The sequence below is a fragment of the Streptomyces sp. NBC_01016 genome (genome assembly GCF_026341035.1).
Taxonomy (GTDB): domain Bacteria; phylum Actinomycetota; class Actinomycetes; order Streptomycetales; family Streptomycetaceae; genus Streptomyces.
Genome location: NZ_JAPEOQ010000002.1, coordinates 2192774 through 2209812 on the forward strand (window position 1 = coordinate 2192774; position 17039 = coordinate 2209812).

15 protein-coding genes are annotated in these 17039 nt (G+C 68.6%); 9 read left to right on the plus strand and 6 right to left on the minus strand.

Features of this window, described 5'->3' with window-relative positions; all coding sequences use genetic code 11:
* The first annotated feature begins 21 nt into the window (after positions 1 to 21).
* Positions 22 to 489, plus strand: a complete 468-nt coding sequence (locus OG746_RS36770) for a cyclophilin-like fold protein (protein WP_266722673.1) — start codon at positions 22 to 24, stop codon at positions 487 to 489.
* 57 nt (positions 490 to 546) lie between these two features.
* Here the strand turns inward: OG746_RS36770 and OG746_RS36775 are convergent, their stop codons facing one another.
* The 6 genes from OG746_RS36775 to OG746_RS36800 form a co-directional block, all read right to left on the minus strand.
* Complete coding sequence (locus OG746_RS36775) at positions 547 to 1323, minus strand: IclR family transcriptional regulator (RefSeq protein ID WP_266722675.1); 777 nt, start codon at positions 1321 to 1323, stop codon at positions 547 to 549.
* A 108-nt stretch (positions 1324 to 1431) separates the two neighbouring features.
* On the minus strand, positions 1432 to 2922 hold the full coding sequence (locus tag OG746_RS36780) for an NAD-dependent succinate-semialdehyde dehydrogenase (RefSeq protein ID WP_266722677.1): 1491 nt from the start codon (positions 2920 to 2922) through the stop codon (positions 1432 to 1434).
* 160 nt (positions 2923 to 3082) lie between these two features.
* Positions 3083 to 3766: an aspartate/glutamate racemase family protein gene (locus OG746_RS36785; RefSeq protein WP_266722679.1), complete on the minus strand. Its 684-nt coding sequence runs from the start codon at positions 3764 to 3766 to the stop codon at positions 3083 to 3085.
* A gap of 95 nt (positions 3767 to 3861) precedes the next feature.
* Positions 3862 to 4710 (minus strand): class II fructose-bisphosphate aldolase, encoded by an 849-nt coding sequence (locus OG746_RS36790; RefSeq protein ID WP_266722681.1) that lies wholly within the window; start codon positions 4708 to 4710, stop codon positions 3862 to 3864.
* The gene (locus OG746_RS36795; RefSeq protein WP_266722683.1) at positions 4710 to 6158 is read right to left on the minus strand and encodes a four-carbon acid sugar kinase family protein; all 1449 of its coding nucleotides are present in this window, start codon (positions 6156 to 6158) and stop codon (positions 4710 to 4712) included. Before OG746_RS36795 ends, OG746_RS36790 begins: the two co-directional genes overlap by 1 nt.
* Positions 6159 to 6314: 156 nt before the next feature.
* A complete protein-coding gene (locus tag OG746_RS36800) occupies positions 6315 to 7154 on the minus strand; it encodes a hypothetical protein (protein WP_266722685.1) in 840 nt (279 codons plus the stop codon).
* A gap of 298 nt (positions 7155 to 7452) precedes the next feature.
* Here OG746_RS36800 and OG746_RS36805 point away from each other — a divergent pair, with 298 nt between their 5' ends.
* The 8 genes from OG746_RS36805 (at position 7453) to OG746_RS36840 (ending at position 17029) form a co-directional block, all read left to right on the plus strand.
* Positions 7453 to 8277 carry an SDR family NAD(P)-dependent oxidoreductase gene (locus OG746_RS36805; RefSeq protein WP_266722687.1) on the plus strand — a complete coding sequence of 275 codons (825 nt, stop codon included), beginning with the start codon at positions 7453 to 7455 and terminating at the stop codon, positions 8275 to 8277.
* A 78-nt stretch (positions 8278 to 8355) separates the two neighbouring features.
* The gene (locus tag OG746_RS36810) at positions 8356 to 9807 is read left to right on the plus strand and encodes an aldehyde dehydrogenase family protein (RefSeq protein WP_266722689.1); all 1452 of its coding nucleotides are present in this window, start codon (positions 8356 to 8358) and stop codon (positions 9805 to 9807) included.
* A 71-nt stretch (positions 9808 to 9878) separates the two neighbouring features.
* Positions 9879 to 10670, plus strand: coding sequence for an HpcH/HpaI aldolase family protein (locus tag OG746_RS36815; protein ID WP_266722691.1), 792 nt, complete (start codon positions 9879 to 9881; stop codon positions 10668 to 10670).
* 39 nt (positions 10671 to 10709) lie between these two features.
* A complete protein-coding gene (locus OG746_RS36820; RefSeq protein ID WP_266722692.1) occupies positions 10710 to 11696 on the plus strand; it encodes a ketopantoate reductase family protein in 987 nt (328 codons plus the stop codon).
* A gap of 401 nt (positions 11697 to 12097) precedes the next feature.
* Entirely contained in the window at positions 12098 to 13522 is a 1425-nt protein-coding gene (locus OG746_RS36825) for an MFS transporter (RefSeq protein WP_266722694.1), read from the plus strand.
* Between the two features lie 18 nt (positions 13523 to 13540).
* Entirely contained in the window at positions 13541 to 14569 is a 1029-nt protein-coding gene (locus OG746_RS36830; RefSeq protein ID WP_266722696.1) for a zinc-dependent alcohol dehydrogenase family protein, read from the plus strand.
* A 62-nt stretch (positions 14570 to 14631) separates the two neighbouring features.
* The gene (locus tag OG746_RS36835; RefSeq protein ID WP_266722698.1) at positions 14632 to 16131 is read left to right on the plus strand and encodes an aldehyde dehydrogenase family protein; all 1500 of its coding nucleotides are present in this window, start codon (positions 14632 to 14634) and stop codon (positions 16129 to 16131) included.
* Positions 16132 to 16156: 25 nt separating this feature from the next.
* Complete coding sequence (locus OG746_RS36840) at positions 16157 to 17029, plus strand: LysR family transcriptional regulator (RefSeq protein ID WP_266722699.1); 873 nt, start codon at positions 16157 to 16159, stop codon at positions 17027 to 17029.
* Positions 17030 to 17039 lie beyond the last annotated feature (10 nt).

The following is a 17039-nucleotide window of genomic DNA, read 5'->3' on the forward strand; positions in this document are numbered from 1 at the left end:
TGGCGGGGCGTGTCCCTGGCGATGTCAGCGGCCCTGTGCTTCACCCTCGCGTCGTGCACGAACGACACGAACGGGCAAGCAGCAGAACCGAGTTCACGGACAACCACGTCCTCCACGAGCGCCGTGCAGGGGCACGCCACGCCCATCCACATCAAGATCGGCGATCGAACGGTGTCGGCGACGGTCCGGGACACCCCGACTGGAGCGGCCCTCCTCAAGCAACTGCCACGCACGCTGAAGTTCGAGGACCTCAACGGCGCGGAGAAGGTCGCAAAGCTCCCGAAGGAGCTGCCGATGAAGGGCATGCCGGAAGGTGACAACCCGAAAGTCGGCGACCTCGGCTACTACGCGCCGTGGGGAAACCTCGTCCTCTACTACGGGGACGTGGACTACTGGGACGGCATCGCCCGCATCGGACGCATCGATTCCTCGGATCTGGCCGCGATCTCCGGCCAGTCGGGCGACTTCACCGCAACAGTCGCGCGTTGACGTCCGGCGGCGGAGTGCTGCGCGAGCGGGCGTTGGCCCTCCCGCGCGCCGGATGCATCAGCTGTCCTGACTCTCCATCAGGCGCTCCGAGATGGTCGTCGCCGCCTGCTTGATGGCCTTGACGGCGTGCTCGACGTCCACGTCCCGCCGTTCCTTCTCGTCCCAGGCCGTGCCCACACTGCCCAGCGCCGTCTTCTGGTCGGTGAGGATCGGTGCCGCGACGCCGTAGACGCCGGGGTTGAACTCCCCGACGGTCAAGGAGTATCCGTCCTTCTTGATCTTGCCAAGGTTGGCCCGGAAGGTGCTCCAGTCGCTCCCCAGGCCGGCGTTCTCGATCTCGTCGCGCTGGCGTGGGTAGATGGCCTTCAGGCGGTGATGGGGGAGATGCGCCAGGATGACCTTCGAGATGGCGCCTTGGAACAGTGGGCGCCGCTGTCCGCGGCTGAACCGGTTCTCCGGGCTGTCCGGGGCGCGGCACTCGCCGACGCAGAGCACCGAATCCCGGTACACGGTGCAGAGGAGGGCCGAGTGTCCGATCGTGTCCACCAGGTCCTCGAGGACGCCGTGACTGGCGAGTAGCAGCGGGTCCGTCTGGCGCATCTGCAGATCCATCTCGATGATCCGCGGGCCGAGGGTGTACAGGCCGCTGGTGACGGCGTTGAGCAGCCCTGCCTCGTGCAGGGTCTTGATGTAGCGATACCCCGTCGACCTCGAGGTCTCAAGAGCCTCGAGGATCTCGGCTGTCGACCACACCGGCTGTTTCTCGCTGAACAGCTCCAGGATGTGGAGCATCTTGGCCAGGCTCGCGCTGCCCTGAGTCGCTGTCTCTGTCACCACTGGACAATATCCCGCGATGTGGGATAGCGTCAAATTTTCGGTCCGGGCCCGCACCGTACAGGGTGCCGGTTCAGGCCCGGGGCGTTCTCGTCATGGACCGCCACGTCACACCCGCGGGACCGCCAGGTACTTGTATTCGAGGAACTCCTCGATGCCTACACGGCCGCCCTCGCGGCCGAGCCCCGAGGCCTTGATGCCGCCGAAGGGTGCAGCGGGGTTGGACACGATGCCGGTGTTCAGGCCGACCATGCCGACCTCCAGGGCCTCGCTCACCCTGAAGCCGCGGTCCACGTCCTGCGTGAACAGGTAGCCGGCCAGGCCCCACGGGGTGTCATTGGCCATGCGGATGACCTCCTCTTCCGTGTCGAACGGAATGACGGGAGCCACCGGGCCGAAGATCTCCGTGGTCAGGAGGTCCGACTGCACCGAAACGTCCGAAAGGACGGTGGGGGAGTAGAAGTAGCCCGCACGGTCCGGCCGGTTGCCGCCGCAGACGACCTTCGCGCCCTTGTCGACGGCGTCGTCGACGAGTTCCTGCACCTTCCGCAGGGCCTTCTCCTCCACGAGGGGCCCGACTTCGGTGCCCGGCTCCAGGCCGTCGCTCACTGCCAGCGAGTCCAGTCGGGCTGCGAGGCGGCGGGCGAACTCCTCGGCGACGGGCCGCTGGGCGAAGATCCGGTTTGCGGCGGTGCAGGCCTCGCCCATGTTGCGCATCTTGGCTGCGAACGCCCCTTCGACGGCGCGGTCGAGGTCTGCGTCCTCGAAGACGATGAGGGGTGCGTTGCCGCCGAGTTCCATCGACGAGCGCATGACGTGCTGGGACGCCTGCTCGAGGAGGCGTACTCCAACCTCGGTGGATCCGGTGAAGCTGATCTTGCGGGCGATGCCGCTCGACATCCACGGGGAGACCACCGAGGACGCCTTGGTCGTACACACGATGTTGAGGACACCTGCGGGCAGTCCGGCCTCGATCAGGATGTCCGCGAGCGCCAGGGACGACAGCGGGGTGAGTGCGGCGGGCTTGAACACGATCGTGCAGCCCGCCGCGATGGCCGGCCCGATCTTGCGGGTGCCCATGGCGAGCGGAAAGTTCCACGGCGTCACGAGCACACAGGGGCCGACGGGTTCGCGCGAGACGAGGATGCGGTTCTTTCCATCGCCAGTCGTCGTTGCGTCGCCGCCGATGCGGACGGCTTCCTCGGAGAACCAGCGGAAGAACTCGGCGGCGTACGCGACTTCGCCCTTGGCCTCGGCGAGCGGCTTGCCCATCTCCGTCGTCATGATGAGGGCGAGCTGGTCCTGTCGCGCCATCAGGAGGTCGTATGCGCGGCGCAGGATCTCACCGCGCTCACGGGGGGCCGTCCTGGCCCAGTCGTTCTGTACCCGGCCCGCGGTTTCGATCGCACGCAGGGCGTCATCGGGACCGCCATCGGCCACGGTCGCGATGACTTCCTCGGTGGCCGGGTTGACGACGTCGAAGCGGGCGCCGGACGCGGCGTCGCCCCACTGGCCGTCGATGAAGACGCCGGTGTTGACCTTGGCGATTGCCTCACGTGCCTGCTCGGAGCTGCCGGGGGCGCTGACGTTGCTGGGCATGACAGTCCTTCAGTTCCCTTGGTGTGTCGGTCTCTGGACGGTGGAAGCCGGGGCGCTGGCCGTGGTCGTGCTCGGGCGGCCGTTGTCCCGGACGGACAAGCGGGAGCCGATACGCCGCAGCACAGGGCCATGTGAGCCCTGTGCTGCGGTACGGACAGGTTCAGGCCGTCTGCTTCTCCAGCACACGCACCGCGTCCTCTGCCCCACTGCGCGGGCTGCAGAGCACCGGCTTGCCGACTGCCTCGGCGATCACGGGGGCCAGCCGCGCCATGGACGCCTGGGCCAGCACGATCGCGTCGACCTCCGCGGCGAGCTTTCGGGCCCCGTCGAGCACCATCGCGTCGTGGCGGTCGCGGTCACCGGACATGAGTACGGAGAAGGCTCCCTCGGAAAGAGCCTCCTTCACGGTGATGTCGCGACCGGCCGCCTGGGCCTTCTCCTTGACGAGGGCGCAGGTCGGCGGCAGCGTCGTGGGGACCGTCGCCAGGACGCCGATGGTGTCCGCGGTCTCGACCGCCGACGCGGTCATCGCGTCGTCGATCTTGACGATCGGGACGGAGACCAGGCGTCGGGCCACGTCGATGGCCGGGCCGAGGGAGGAGCAGGCGGAGAAGATGACATCGGCTCCCGCGTTCTCCGCGGCCTGCGCCAGGTGCACCATGCGCTGGGTGCTGGCGGGCGAGACCTCACCGTCGTGCATGACGGTCGCGAGCACGTCGCTGTCGACGAAGTGCATGACCTTGGCATTCGGTGCGAGTTCGGCGAGGTAGTCGTTGATGACCGGCTCGACGTTGACGAACACGAGGCTCGTGTGCAGGACGGCGATCTTGGGGGTGGTGGACATGGTGGCTCCTTATGACGGGGTGTGGTGCATCGGCCCGGGTACCGAGAGCGGCACGAGGGCGCGGTACAGGTGGGTGCTGAGGTCGGGGGTTTCCCTCAACGGCGCGGGCTCAGACGGCCGATGACCTCCAGGGCGGCGTCCCGGACCGCATCGCGGCCCGCCGCCCACACGGACACGACGTCGGAACCGGGCAGCGCCGACGGGAGGGTCGTGTGGACGGCCTCCAGGTAGGCGCGGCGCAGTTCGGCGTTGACGTTGACCTTGGCGACGCCGCGGGCGAGGGCGCCCTGTAGCTCCTCGACGGGCAGACCGCTGGCGCCGTGCAGGACGAGCGGGACCGGTACGGCCTCGTGGAGGGCGGCGAGCCGCTCCAGGTCCAGGTGGACGCGGTCCTTGGTGAAGCCGTGGACGTTGCCGACGGCGACGGCGAGTGCGTCCACGCCCGTCGCGGCCACGAATTCGGCCGCCTGTCGCGGATCGGTCATCGTCGCGGACTGCGCGACGGCGTCGGTGGAGACGTCCTCGTCGCCCGGCAGGGCTCCGAGTTCGGCCTCCACCCAGGCTCCGTGGTCGCGAGCCCGCCGGGCCGCTTCCTTCGTCAATGCGATGTTCTCAGTGAACGGCAGGTGGGAACCGTCGACCATGACCGAGGTGTAGCCCGCCTCCAGGCAGGCGGTGATCTCGTCCAGGTCCCGGCTGTGATCGAGGTGCACACCGAGGTGGGCGTCGGAGCGGCCGGCCGCGTCCAGCGCCAGCCGCATCAGGGCGTCGCGCCCCGCATGCTTGAAGGGGCTGGAACCCGCCTGGATCAGGACCGGCCGGTCCGCGGTCTCGGCGGCGGCCGTGATGCCCTGGACCGTCTCCAGGTTGTAGGCGACGAACCCGGGCAGGGCGTGACCGGCGGCCGCGGCCTCCTTCAGGGCATCGGTTCCGTGCAGCAGCATCAGGTGCTCCTCAGCAGGTCGAGGGCGTCGGCGAGGGCGTCGGTGCCCCCGACGTTGCCGGCGAAGACGATGTAGGGGATGCCGGCGGCGGGGCCGTCCACCGGTTCCCAGAGCGAGACGATGCCGGGCAGCAGGGTGCCCCGGGCCCAGGCGCGGCGGATCTCCAGGCCCTGGGTGGCGGTGTCGCTGGAGGTGATCCCGCCCTTCGCGATGACGAAGGCGGGCCGCCGGGCGGCGTTGACCTGGCGCACGGCCTCCACGAGTGCGGCGGAGACCCGGCGGGAGATCGACAGACTGTCCTCCGCGTCGGCACCGGTCACCAGCGTGCGGGAGGTGCTGATCACGGCGTCGGCCGAATCCAGCGCGCCGGCGGCCGCGGCCGCGACCTCGGCGATGTGGGAGTCCCGGCGTTCCTCGTCGAGCAGGAGGGCCACGTCCAGCTCGTACTCGGCGATTCCGCCGCGCTCGCGCAGCCGGTCCAGCTGCTGTGTGGTGAGCGTGACATGGGACCCGACGACGATGAGACCGTGCGGCGCGTCCCCGTGCAGCGGGTGCAGCTGCGCCGGGGTGAGCGGTGCCCGAGCCGCCTGTCCCGAGCGGGCCCTGACGAAGGATGGGCCGACCCGGTACACCAGTCTTGTGCCGCTCTCCTCCGCCTGGACGAGGGCCAGGGCGAGCACCCGAAGGTCGTCGTCGCACACCGCGTCGACCACGGCCGGGCGTCCGTCGCGCAGCGAGGACAGCAGCCGCGCCGTGTGCTCCGGTCCTCCACGGCGCAGGTCGTCGAGGGTGACGCGCAGGACCTGGTCCGCGGGCACGCGTCCGCCGGTCTTCTCCTCGACCCACTCCGGCAGCTTCGAGCTGCGGTAGCCGAAGGTGGCGTCGCGGGCGAACTCGCTCTCGCCTACGGGGAGCAGCCCGTCGGCCGTCCGCATCCAGTGGCCGGAGTCGACCGTCAGTCGTCCCGCCTCGATGTAGGCGGGAACCAGTACCACTCCATCCGGAGTACCGGCGCCCAGATGTGTCAGCGTCTCGGCGAGGACATCGGTCTCCAGCGGGAAGTGGCCGCGCAGTGTCGAGTCACTGCGGCTGGCCAGGACATACGTCGTGCCCTCGGCCGCCGCCGCCACGTGCAGGGCGCGGACCACCTCGCGGTTGCGGGCGGCGGCGTCCTCGGGGGAGAGGCTGCGGGTGTTGGTGAGGACGAAGAAGGCGGCGCTGTCCTGGCGCAACGCCCAGCGCAGGTCGTCCACCGTCCAGGACGTCAGGACGGGTACATCGGCGACCGTCTGGGTGCCGGTCGGATCGTCGTCGAGGACGATGAGTCGCGAGCCGCCGGAGATGCGGGCGGCCACTTCCGCGGCGCTCACCTCGCGGACCGGCGGGAGCGCGTCAAGCACGTCGGCCTCGGGAACGGGCCGCGTCTGGGCATGGAGGGGTGGGGGCATGGTGAATCCCTGACCTGCTGCGAGTGGTTGAGGTGATGTCAGTGGGCGTCACGAATTGACGGAACCCCGGCGTGGCAGGCGTCGCGGGGTCCGGCCCAGTGGGTGACTCCCGCGGGGCAACGCGGAGCCGTGGCTGCGTGTTGCCCCGCGATGGGTTCAGAACGTGTGCAGCACCATGCGCAGGAACTCGGCCGGCTCCGTGGCCTCGACCGCCACCGGGCCTTCGTTGGCCAGGAATTCGTACCCGGTCTCCGGCCCGTACTCGCTGCCCCCGGCGGTCACCCTGCCCTTGGTCTGGAACAGGATCTCGATGGAGTCGAACCGGCCCGCCCGGTAGACCGCGCCGGCGTCGAGGCGTACGAACCCGATGCGCAGGTCGCGTTCCGTGAAGCGGCCCAGCCACTTCTCCTCGACGCCCGCGTCGTCGCTCTTCTGCCAGTCGTAGGCCTCCGGGTCCATCGCGATGACATCGGTGTAGCGCGGAGCCGCGAACCGGAGCGCGCCGCCCGTGGCGTGCTCGAAGATCGCTTCGGAGCCGTCCTTGCTCTGGGCCACGCCGTTGTCGTCGGTGTAGTGGTACAGGCCCTTCTTGAACTCGCCGAGCTTGTTCAGTTCGGCGTTCACCGCTTCGCGCCGCGCGACGCTCAGGTAGCCCTGGCCGCTCGCGCCGCCGCACTGCAGCACCATGGTGCGCAGGCCTTCGGCGCGCTCCTGAGGGCCGTAGTGGATGCTCTCAGGGAAGTATCCGACCCAGCCTTCCTTGAGCACCTCGGTCTCGGTGTAGGGCAGGTCGCCCTGGATGACGTAGCGGATCTGGTCGAAGTTGTGCCGGTGGCGCGGGGTCCGCCAGCCGCCGCCGCCCGTGAGGCCCATGTTGAGGTCGAAGTTGTTCGGCGAGTCGTCCTCGCCGAACAGCAGGTGCTTCTGGTCGAGCTTCCCCTCACGCATGGTTCCGACCTGCTCGGTGTCGGTGTCGGATGCCTTGCCTACACGCATCTGAAGCTCCTTCGAAGAATCCATCACTGAGTCAATGTCGCCCGGCGGCGAGAGCCGATGAGTCGGGGCGCTGGGCCGGCCCGGTGTCGTCCTGCGGTGGAGCAGGGAGGGTCGCCGTTTCCATTGACGATATCCCACATGGCGGGATACTGTCCATGGGTCATCAGGGGTTACTACCCCGGTGCTCACGGGTGAGGCTCACGCGAATACGCGGCGCCACCCGCTTATCAGCCCTGCATTCGCAGCCACTTTCCCCGCCGCATTCCGATCGCGAAGCGCGACGCCAGGAGGACTGACCATGACGACAACACCCTTGACCCACGCCCCACATGACTCCGGAGTGCCGGCGTCGGCGCGGGACTTCAGCGTGGCGGAGCGGGTGGTGATCGTGACCGGCGCCGCCCAGGGCATCGGCCGGGAGCTGGCGCGCCAGTTCGCCGCGGCCGGAGCCTTCGCCGTGGTGGCCGACCTCGACCTCGGCAAGGCGGAGACCGTCGTCAAGGAGATTCACGAGACCGGCGGGACCGGCCTGGCCGTCCAGGTCGACGTGGCTGACGAGTCATCGGTGACAGCCATGGTCGACACCGTCATGGACCGGTGGGGCCGGATCGACGTACTGATCAACAACGCGTCGGTCTTCGCGACCATCGAGAAGGGCCCGTTCGACGAGATCCCCCTCGCGCAGTGGGAGCAGGTGCTGAAGGTCAACGTCACCGGGACCTACTTGTGCGTGCGGGCGGTGGCTGCACACATGCGTACGGCCGGCTTCGGCCGCATCGTCAACGTCTCGTCCGACGCGGTGACCCGAGGCACCGTCAACTACCTGCACTACGTCACGTCCAAGTCGGCGATCATCGGCATGACCAACTCGCTGGCGCGTGAACTGGGCAGCCACGGGGTCACCGTCAACTGCGTGCGCCCGGGCTCCGTCGCCACGGAAGTCGAGCGCACCGTGAACCCCACCGTCGAGGTCCGCCAACGCGCGGCGTCACTGCAGTGCATCCCGCGCGGGATGGTGCCCACCGACCTCGTCGGCGTCATGTTCTTCCTGGCCACACCGGCGTCCGCGTTCATCACCGGACAGACGATCGCCTGCGACGGCGGCTACACCCACAGCAGCTGAGCCGAATGGTCGGCCCGTAACCGGGCCCCGGCCACACACCAACAGACAAGCAACACACAGGTCGAGGAGGCCCCTCTCATGAGGCAGTACCCGCACCTCTACATCGACGGTCAGTGGACCGAACCGATCGAGCCCCGCGAAGTCGAGCTCATCGATCCGACCCGCGAGGAGGCCTTCGCCCGAGTGGCTCTGGGCAGCGCCGCGGACGCGGAGCGGGCCGTCGCCGCGGCGCGCCGCGCGTTCGACAGCTTCTCCGCCACGTCGGTGGACGAGCGGATCGCACTGATCGACCGCGTCGTCGACGCCTACGAGTCGCGCATCGACGAGTTCTCCGAGCTGATCGCCCGCGAAGTCGGCATTCCCGTGGCCAATCGAGCTCAGGTCACCGGCCCGGCCCAGCACATGCGCGTGGCCCGCGACCTCCTGCGCGAGTACCCCTTCGAGTCGCGGATCGGCGGTGCCGTCGTCCGCCGCGAACCGATCGGCGTGTGCGCGCTGATCTCACCGTGGAACTGGCCGGTCCAGACCGGCGTCATCAAGCTGATCTACGCGCTGGCCGCCGGATGCACGGTCGTGGCCAAGCCCAGCATCAACTCCGCAGCCAGCGGCGCGCTTTTGGCCCAGGTCCTGCACGAGGCGGGCGTACCCGCGGGCGTCGTCAACCTGGTCAACGGCAGGGGCCGCGACGTGGGCGACACCTTCTCCCGTCACCCGGACGTCGACATGGTCTCCTTCACCGGATCCACCGGGGCCGGCCGACAGGTCGGGGCCGCCGCCGCGGACACGGTGAAGCGCCTCTGCCTCGAACTCGGCGGCAAGTCCGCCAACATCGTGCTGCCCGACGCAGACCTGGAGCAGGCCGCGCGCTGGAACATCCAGCGCTGCTTCTTCAACGCCGGCCAGTCCTGCCACGCCCCCAGCCGCATGCTGGTGCACGAGAGTCAGATCGAGCAGGTGGTGCCCTTCCTGGTCGACGAGGCCCGCCGCTTCCGCCTGGGCGATCCGCTGGAGAGTTCGACGACCATGGGTCCGGTCGTCAGCGCCGGTCAGTTCAAGTCGATCAGGGACCACATCCAGAGTGGCCTCGACGAGGGCGCCCGGCTCGTCACCGGCGGCCTGGAGCGCCCCGACGGCCTCGACCGCGGGTACTTCGTGCAGCCCACGGTGTTCACCGGAGTCACCCCGGACATGACGATCGCCCGGGAAGAGGTCTTCGGACCCGTCCTGGCCGTCCTGCCCTACGGCACCGAGGCCGAGGCCCTGAGCATCGCCAACGACTCGGTCTACGGGCTCGGCGGCTTCGTCTTCGGCGGCGACCGCACGCGCGCCCGCCGCGTGGCGAACGGACTGCGCGCCGGACGCGTCAGCTACAACGGCGCGGCAACGGACTCGTACACGCCTATGGGCGGCTACAAGCAGTCCGGCATCGGCCGCTCCATGGGCCGCTTCGGGCTCGAGGAGTATCTCGAGGTCAAGTCCGTGTACGGGTTCGAGGACGAGGCGCAGGAACTGCCGCCGCTCTTCGGCTGAGACATCCACTGCCACCGCCCGGGCCTCCGCGCCGGCCGAGGCACCCCCAGTCAGTCAGGAACCTTCCGAACATGAGCAACGAAGCCAGCCCTCTTCTGCGCAATCCCGCCAAGGAAAAGCTGTTGCGTGGCGAGACGGTGTACTCGATGACCGCACGCCTCGTGCGCACCGTCGACATCGCCGCGATCGCCCACTCCGCGGGGTTCGACTCCATCTACATCGACATGGAGCACAGTCCTTTCCCCCTGGATGCCGCGAGCCAGATCTGCATGGCCTGCAACCACTTGGGTGTCACCCCGCTCGTCCGCGTCCCGGGCCTGGACCCGTCCTTCATCGGCCGGGTCATGGACTCCGGGGCCATGGGCATCATCGTGCCCGGGGTGAACTCAGCCGACGAGGTGCGTGCCGCAGTCCGGGCCGTCAAGCACGCACCTCTGGGCGAGCGCTCCCTCGCGGGTTCCCCGCCCCAACTGCACTTCCGCTCGTACCCCGCCGACCAGACCATCCGCGCGCTCGACGAGACCTCCATGGTGGTGGCCCAGATCGAGACACGCGCAGGCCTGGACGCGGTGGAGGCGATTGCCGCCGTCGAGGGCGTGGACGTCCTCCTCGTCGGCGCGAACGACCTCAGTCTCGAGCTGGGCATCCCGGGGCAGATGGACCACCCCGAGCTGCACAAGGCGTACCTGCGCATCATCGAAGCCTGCCGCGTGTACGGAAAGACCGCTGGCGTCGGCGGCCTCGGCGGACGCCCGGACCTGATCCGCCAGTACCTGGACCTCGGTGCCGGCTATGTCTCCACCGGCAACGACATCTCCTTCCTCAGCGCTGCCGCGGCCCAAAAGCGCCGGCAGTTCGACTGACCGGCCCACCCATCACGTAAGCAGAGAGCGAGAGCACACATGAAGATCTGCGTATACGGCGCGGGAGCCGTGGGCGGACACATCGCCGGACGACTCGGCGCGGCCGGGGCCGATGTCTCGGTCATCGCCCGTGGCCGACACCTGGCGGCGATCCAACAGGACGGGCTGCGGGTGGAGACCCGCGACGGCGAACTTGTCTCGCACCCGGTGGCCACCGACCGGCCCGGCGATCTGGAGCCGCAGGACATCGTCATCGTCACCGTCAAGGCGCCCGCCCTTCCGGCCATCGCCGAGCACGTCGGTGCGCTGCTGAAGAAGGACGGCCTCGCGCTGTTCGTCATGAACGGCGTGCCCTGGTGGTACTTCCACGCACACGGCGGGCCCCTGGACGGCACCCGCCTTCAGCGCCTCGACCCCGAGCGGGCGCTGTGGGACCACGTCGGCCCCGAGCGGGCCGTGGGCGCTGTGGCCTACACGGCGTGCAGCGTGCCCGCACCGGGAGTGATCCGGGCCGAGAACGCACGCAACCGCCTGCTCGTCGGACGCCCCGACGGCGGATCCGACTCCAGGCTCGACGCGCTCGCGTCGCTGCTGACCCCCACCGGCCTGGAAACCTCCGTCACGCCGAAGATCCGCGACGCGATCTGGGCCAAGCTGACCATGAACCTGATCGGAGGCTCGCTGGCCGTCCTCAGCGCCTCACCCATGAAGGACGTGCTCGACAAGCCCGCCGTCGCGGGCACCGCCAAGGCCATGGCGGCCGAGGCCGCCGCCGTCGCCCGCGCCCTGGGGTGCGAGCCGGGAGACCCGGAGGAGGGGCTGGCCAAGCTGGCGAAGTCCGGCCACCTCCAGAGCATCGCGCAGGACCTGCTGGCCGGACGGCCCATGGAGATCGACGCCATGTTCCGGGTCCCCCTCGACCTGGCGGAACGGGCGCAGGTACCGACACCCAACCTCGACCTGGTGATCGACCTGGCCACCCAGCGTGCCCGCGCCGCAGGCCTGTATCACGACACCAACAGCTGACAGATCCGACCTCGTACGAGCATCGCCCCGAGCGCCCCGTAACCGGATGGCAACCCTCTCGAACCATTGACGAAGTCCCACAATGCTGGATACCGTCAATTTGTCGCCGCGGGGAGTCGTGCGCCGTCGCCGCTGAGTCGCTGACACGTCGCGTCGATGTGTCACAGCAAAACTGGCAGGTCATCCGGGTAGAGACGGTCCACTCGTACGAAGAGGCGTCGTCCCACAAACACACCGTCGTGTTCGCGTTGTTGTGCACCGAGCACCGAGCCAAAGGCAAGACGCATGATCGGACAATGTCGATCGAACCCATGCGGGCATAGCGATACCCTCCTGTTCGCCCTTCCTGCCGGTTCCTGTGATGTCACCACCCGCCCGGTACGGCCGGGAGGTGTCGGCTGATGGATACGCGCATCAATGCGGGCCGCCGACTCGACAGTCTTCCGATAGGGAAGTTCCACAGGCGCCTGGCGCTGCTGGTCGGCCTGGGCCTGTTCTGCGACTCCTTCGACAACACACTCTCGGCCGGTGTGCTGGCATCGATGCTGGACTCCGGCTTCTCGACGCTCGGCCTCAACTCGCTCTTCCTGTCGGTCACGTTCGCCGGCCTCGCGATCGGAGCGGCCTTCGCGGGCTGGCTCGGAGACCGGATCGGACGTGCCTTCGCCTTCCAGTTCAGCCTGGCGCTCTTCGGAATCCTCGCGCTGTGCGCGGCGCTGTCGCCCTCCATGGAGGTGCTCATCGTTCTGCGGGGCCTGATGAGCATCGGCCTCGGTGCCGAGTACGTCATCTGCTACGGAATGATCACCGAGTTCATTCCGCCGGGCCGCCGCGGGCGCTACCTGGGCCTGCTCGGCATTTTCGGCGGAGTCGGTGTCTCCATGTCGTCGATCCTCGGCTGGGTGGTCATTCCCGCGCTGACCTGGCGCGGCATGTTCGTCATCGGTGGCCTGTTCGCACTGGGCGCCTGGTGGCTGCGCCGAGGGCTGCCGGAGTCCCCGCAATGGCTGGAGTCGCGCGGCCGGCACGAGGAAGCCGAGGCCGTGATCCGGCGGATCGAAAGGGAGTCCGGCATCCCGAGCCGGGAGACCGCCCCGACTCCGGTCACGCACGGCGCGGTTGGCTCGGTGGAGGAGAAGGCCGAGTGGGTGCCGATCACGGTGCTGTTCTCGCGGCCTGTCATCCGGCGCACCCTGATGGCTCTGATCCTCACCGTCACCTGCCTGTTCGGCTCCTACGTCGTCACCGGCTGGATGCCCACGTTCTTCGTGGAGCAGGGGATGACCGTGTCGAAGTCCCTGGGATTCAACGCGGCCATCATGTCCGGCTACGTGGCGGGCCCGCTGGTGTGCATGTTCATCGTGGACCGCCTCGGTCGGCGCACCAGCATCATGCTGTTCGGAGTGCTCTCGGCGGTCTTCGCCGGCCTCTACCCGTTCATGACGGCTCCTGCGCTGGTCATCGCCGTCGGCTTCGTCCTGGTTGCCACGGTGGCGTCGTTCCTGACACTGGGCCTCGGCACGACCCCCGAGTTCTTCCCGACCGCCTTCCGTTTCCGCGGCGGCGGCTTCTCCCAGACCGTCGGCCGCATCGGCCTGATCTTCTCCCCCTTCGTCGTCCTGTGGCTGTTCAACAGCTCCGGGGTCCTCGGGGTGATCCTGGCCGTCTGCGGCATGTACGTCGTCGTGACCGTGCTCAACGGCGTGGCCGGTGTGGACACGTCCCGTGACGCGCTGGAGCAGATCGCCCCCGGCGGTGATGACACCGATGATGTGTCGCCGGCCGTCATTCCCGCGGCGCCCCAGACCACGCCGCCCACCTCCTGACCATCAAGGAACGTAGACATGCAAGCAGTTGTATTCCTGGGCGAGGGCAAGCTCGACCTCCGTGAGGTTCCCGACCCGGTGCCGGGACCGGACGAAGTCGTCCTTCGTATCAAGGCGTCCGGCATGTGCGGCAGCGACCTCCACCACCTCCACGGCCCGCACCGCACCGGAGTGGAGCTGGTGATCGAGGGCCACGAGCCGTGCGGAGTCGTCGAGTCGGTCGGCGACGCCGTACGCCCCAGCGAGGCCAAGGTGGGCGACCGGGTCATGGTCCACCACTACGACGGGTGCCGCACCTGTCGCTACTGCCGCTCCGGCTGGACGCAGTACTGTCCGAACGCCCGCACGGTGTACGGCGGTCTCGACGGTGACGGCGGCCACGCGGACTTCATGAAGGTGCCGGCGCACACGCTCATCCGGCTGCCCGACGAGCTGTCGTTCAAGACCGGCGCGGCCATCTCGTGCGGCACCGGGACGGCCTTCGGAGCCATCAAGCGGGTCGGCCTGTCAGCAGACGAGACCGTCGCCGTCTTCGGACAGGGGCCGGTGGGTCTGAGCGTCACCATGCTGGCCAAGGCCTTCGGTGCCCGGGTCATCGCCGTCGACGTCGAGCCCTCGCGCCTGGAGATGGCGAAGAAGTTCGGCGCCGACCATGTCATCGACGCGACGCAGCAGGACTCCGTGGCCGCTGTCCGCGCCCTGACCCGGGACGGCGCGGGCGCGGACAAGTCCATCGAGTGCAGCGCCAATTCCGCCGTGCGGCGTCAGTCGGTCCAGGCGCTGCGTCAGTGGGGCACCGCCTGCATGGTGGGTGTCTTCGGCACCATCGAGCTGGACAGCCAGGAACTCATCCAGCTGCAGAAGACGGTCGTGGGCTCGCTGACCTTCAGCAAGAATCTCCAGGAGGAGTGCGCCCAGTTCGTGGCCGAGCGAGGCCTGGACGTGGAGTCGCTGTTCACCGACGAGTTCCGCCTCGACGAGGCAGAGCGGGCTTACGAGTTGTTCGACCGACGCGAGATCGGCAAGGGCGTCTTCGTCTTCGACTGACGTCGGACGTCGGACGTCGAAGTCCAACGACGCAGCATCGAAGGCCATGTGAGAGGTAAGCAGTGACCACATTCCAGCAGAGCGCCGCCCCGGGCGAGCAGGCCCAGGCCTTCGTGGCCCGCGCCGCGCACCAGCACTTCATCGACGGCGAAAGCGTCCCGGCCGAGTCCGGACAGACACTGACCACCATCAACCCCTCGACGGGTGAGGACCTGGCGCGGCTCGCCGCCGGCGGCCAGGCGGACGTCGATCGCGCGGTCCTCGCAGCACGCCGTGCGTTCAACGGCCAGTGGAGTACCTGGACTCCCTACGGGCGCCAGGCGCTCCTGACCCGGATCGGCCAGATCCTCGACGAGCGGTTCGAGGAACTGATCCAGATCGAGGCCCTGGACATGGGCGCCCCGGTCTCCAGGCTGCGGGGCAGCAAGCCGGCCTTGCTGAAGATGGTGTCGTTCTTCGCCGCCCAGGCGGCCAACATCAGCGGTGAGACGCTGATGAACGGCATCCCCGGCAACGTCACCACGATGACGTTGAAGGCCCCGGTCGGGGTCGTCGGCGGCATCATCCCCTGGAACGGCCCCCTCAACGGCCAGTTCTGGATCATCGGTGCCGTCCTGGCCAGCGGATGCACCGCAGTGCTGAAGCCCTCCGAGGAAGCCTCTCTGTCGGTGCTGCGGGTGGCGGAGATCCTGCACGAAGCCGGTGTCCCGGCAGGAGTCATCAACGTCGTCACCGGCCTGGGCAAGGAAGCCGGCCACGCCCTCGCGGCCCACCCGGACGTCGACCGCATCGCCTTCACGGGGTCGACCCAGACCGGCCGCAGCATCATCGAGGCGTCCACCGCGAACATCAAGAAGTTGCAACTCGAACTCGGCGGCAAGTCGGCGGACATCGTGTGTGCGGACGCCGACCTGGACAAGGCGGTACCGGGCGCCGCCATGGGTGTGTTCGCCAACTCCGGCCAGATCTGCTTCGCCGGCACGCGAGTACTCGTCCAGCGCTCCATCGTCGACGAGTTCACCGAACGACTGCTGGCGTTCACCGACACGCTGCGCATCGGGTCCAGTCTGGACGACACCGCCACCCTGGGCCCGCTGGTCTCCCAGGCGCAGCTGGACAAGGTGCTGTCCTACATCGATGTCGGCCGAACGGATGGAGCCCAACTGCTCCGCGGGGGAGAGCGGTTGGCAGGCGAGCTGAAGAACGGCTACTTCGTGCAGCCGACCATCTTTGGTGATGTCACCAACGACATGCGCATCGCCCGTGAAGAGATCTTCGGCCCCGTCCTGTCGATCCTGCCGTTCGACGACGTGGACGAGGCCATCGCCATCGCCAACGACAGCGAGTACGGCCTCGGGGGAGCGGTGTGGTCGCAGAGCCTGTCTACCGCCCTCAGCGTGGTCCGCGGCGTACACACCGGAACGATGTGGGTGAACTGCTACGGCCACATCGACCCACTGGTCGGATTCGGCGGCACCAAGATGAGCGGCTACGGCTCCAAGGGGAGCGCCGCACACATGGACAACTACCTCTACACCAAGAGTGTCTACATCGAGCTGTAACGGCTGCCTCGGACAGGAACGGCTCATGGACGCACGGCAACTCGAATACTTCCTGGCCGTGGTCGACCACGGCAGCTTCAATCGCGCGGCGGCCTCCCTGCATCTGGCGCAGCCGTCGCTCTCCCAGGCGATCCGCAACCTGGAACGTGAACTGGACACCCTGCTGTTCCATCGCATTGGCCGACGCATCGAACTGACAGAGTCCGGACGGGCGATGATCGCGCCCGCCCGGCAGGTTCTGCGGGACATGGAGACCGCACGGGCTACGGTGGAATCGGTGAAAGGGCTGCGCACCGGACGGCTGGAGATCGCGAGCATGCCCTCGCCCGCGGTCCAGCCGCTGTCCGCGATGATCGGCGCCTATCAGCGTCACCATCCCGCCATGCAGGTCGACGTCCGCGCCGTACCCACCGCCGATGCGGTGGTCGAGCACGTACGCACGGGAGCGGTGGAGATCGGCCTTGCGGGCACGGCCACGGAGTTGCACTCGCCGGACGTGGAGGTACATGCCGTCGCCCGACAGCGGTTCGTCGTGCTGGCCCCGCCCGACGGGCCATTGCCACCGGGCCGGGCGGTGGCCCTGGAGGATCTGGCCGGCCTGACGGCGATCGTCGCCCCGCGGGGCACCAGGGCCCGGCAACTCTTTGACGAACTGCAAGAACGTGGTGTGCCCGTGCGCTACGGGGTGGAGGCCGGGCACCGTGAGGCCATCCTGTCGCTGGTGCTCCAGGGCACCGGGATCGCCGTATTGACCGAGGCTTGGGCGGACCTGGCACGCAAGGCAGGCGCGCTCGTCCTGGACCTGGAGCCGCCGGAGTACCTGCATGTCTCTCTGGTGTGCAGGAGCGCACCGCTCACCCCGGGGGCCCAGTCGTTCCTGGACTGCGTACTGAAGTAGAACTCCCGAC

Coding starts and splice junctions, on each gene's coding strand:
- OG746_RS36825 (WP_266722694.1), top strand. CDS start 12,098: ATGGATACGCGCATCAATGCGGGCCGCCGACTCGACAGTCTTCCGATA.
- OG746_RS36815 (WP_266722691.1), top strand. CDS start 9,879: ATGAGCAACGAAGCCAGCCCTCTTCTGCGCAATCCCGCCAAGGAAAAG.
- OG746_RS36780 (WP_266722677.1), bottom strand. CDS start 2,922: ATGCCCAGCAACGTCAGCGCCCCCGGCAGCTCCGAGCAGGCACGTGAG.
- OG746_RS36840 (WP_266722699.1), top strand. CDS start 16,157: ATGGACGCACGGCAACTCGAATACTTCCTGGCCGTGGTCGACCACGGC.
- OG746_RS36770 (WP_266722673.1), top strand. CDS start 22: ATGTCAGCGGCCCTGTGCTTCACCCTCGCGTCGTGCACGAACGACACG.
- OG746_RS36810 (WP_266722689.1), top strand. CDS start 8,356: ATGAGGCAGTACCCGCACCTCTACATCGACGGTCAGTGGACCGAACCG.
- OG746_RS36830 (WP_266722696.1), top strand. CDS start 13,541: ATGCAAGCAGTTGTATTCCTGGGCGAGGGCAAGCTCGACCTCCGTGAG.
- OG746_RS36790 (WP_266722681.1), bottom strand. CDS start 4,710: ATGCTGCTGCACGGAACCGATGCCCTGAAGGAGGCCGCGGCCGCCGGT.
- OG746_RS36785 (WP_266722679.1), bottom strand. CDS start 3,766: ATGTCCACCACCCCCAAGATCGCCGTCCTGCACACGAGCCTCGTGTTC.
- OG746_RS36795 (WP_266722683.1), bottom strand. CDS start 6,158: ATGCCCCCACCCCTCCATGCCCAGACGCGGCCCGTTCCCGAGGCCGAC.
- OG746_RS36805 (WP_266722687.1), top strand. CDS start 7,453: ATGACGACAACACCCTTGACCCACGCCCCACATGACTCCGGAGTGCCG.
- OG746_RS36800 (WP_266722685.1), bottom strand. CDS start 7,154: ATGCGTGTAGGCAAGGCATCCGACACCGACACCGAGCAGGTCGGAACC.
- OG746_RS36820 (WP_266722692.1), top strand. CDS start 10,710: ATGAAGATCTGCGTATACGGCGCGGGAGCCGTGGGCGGACACATCGCC.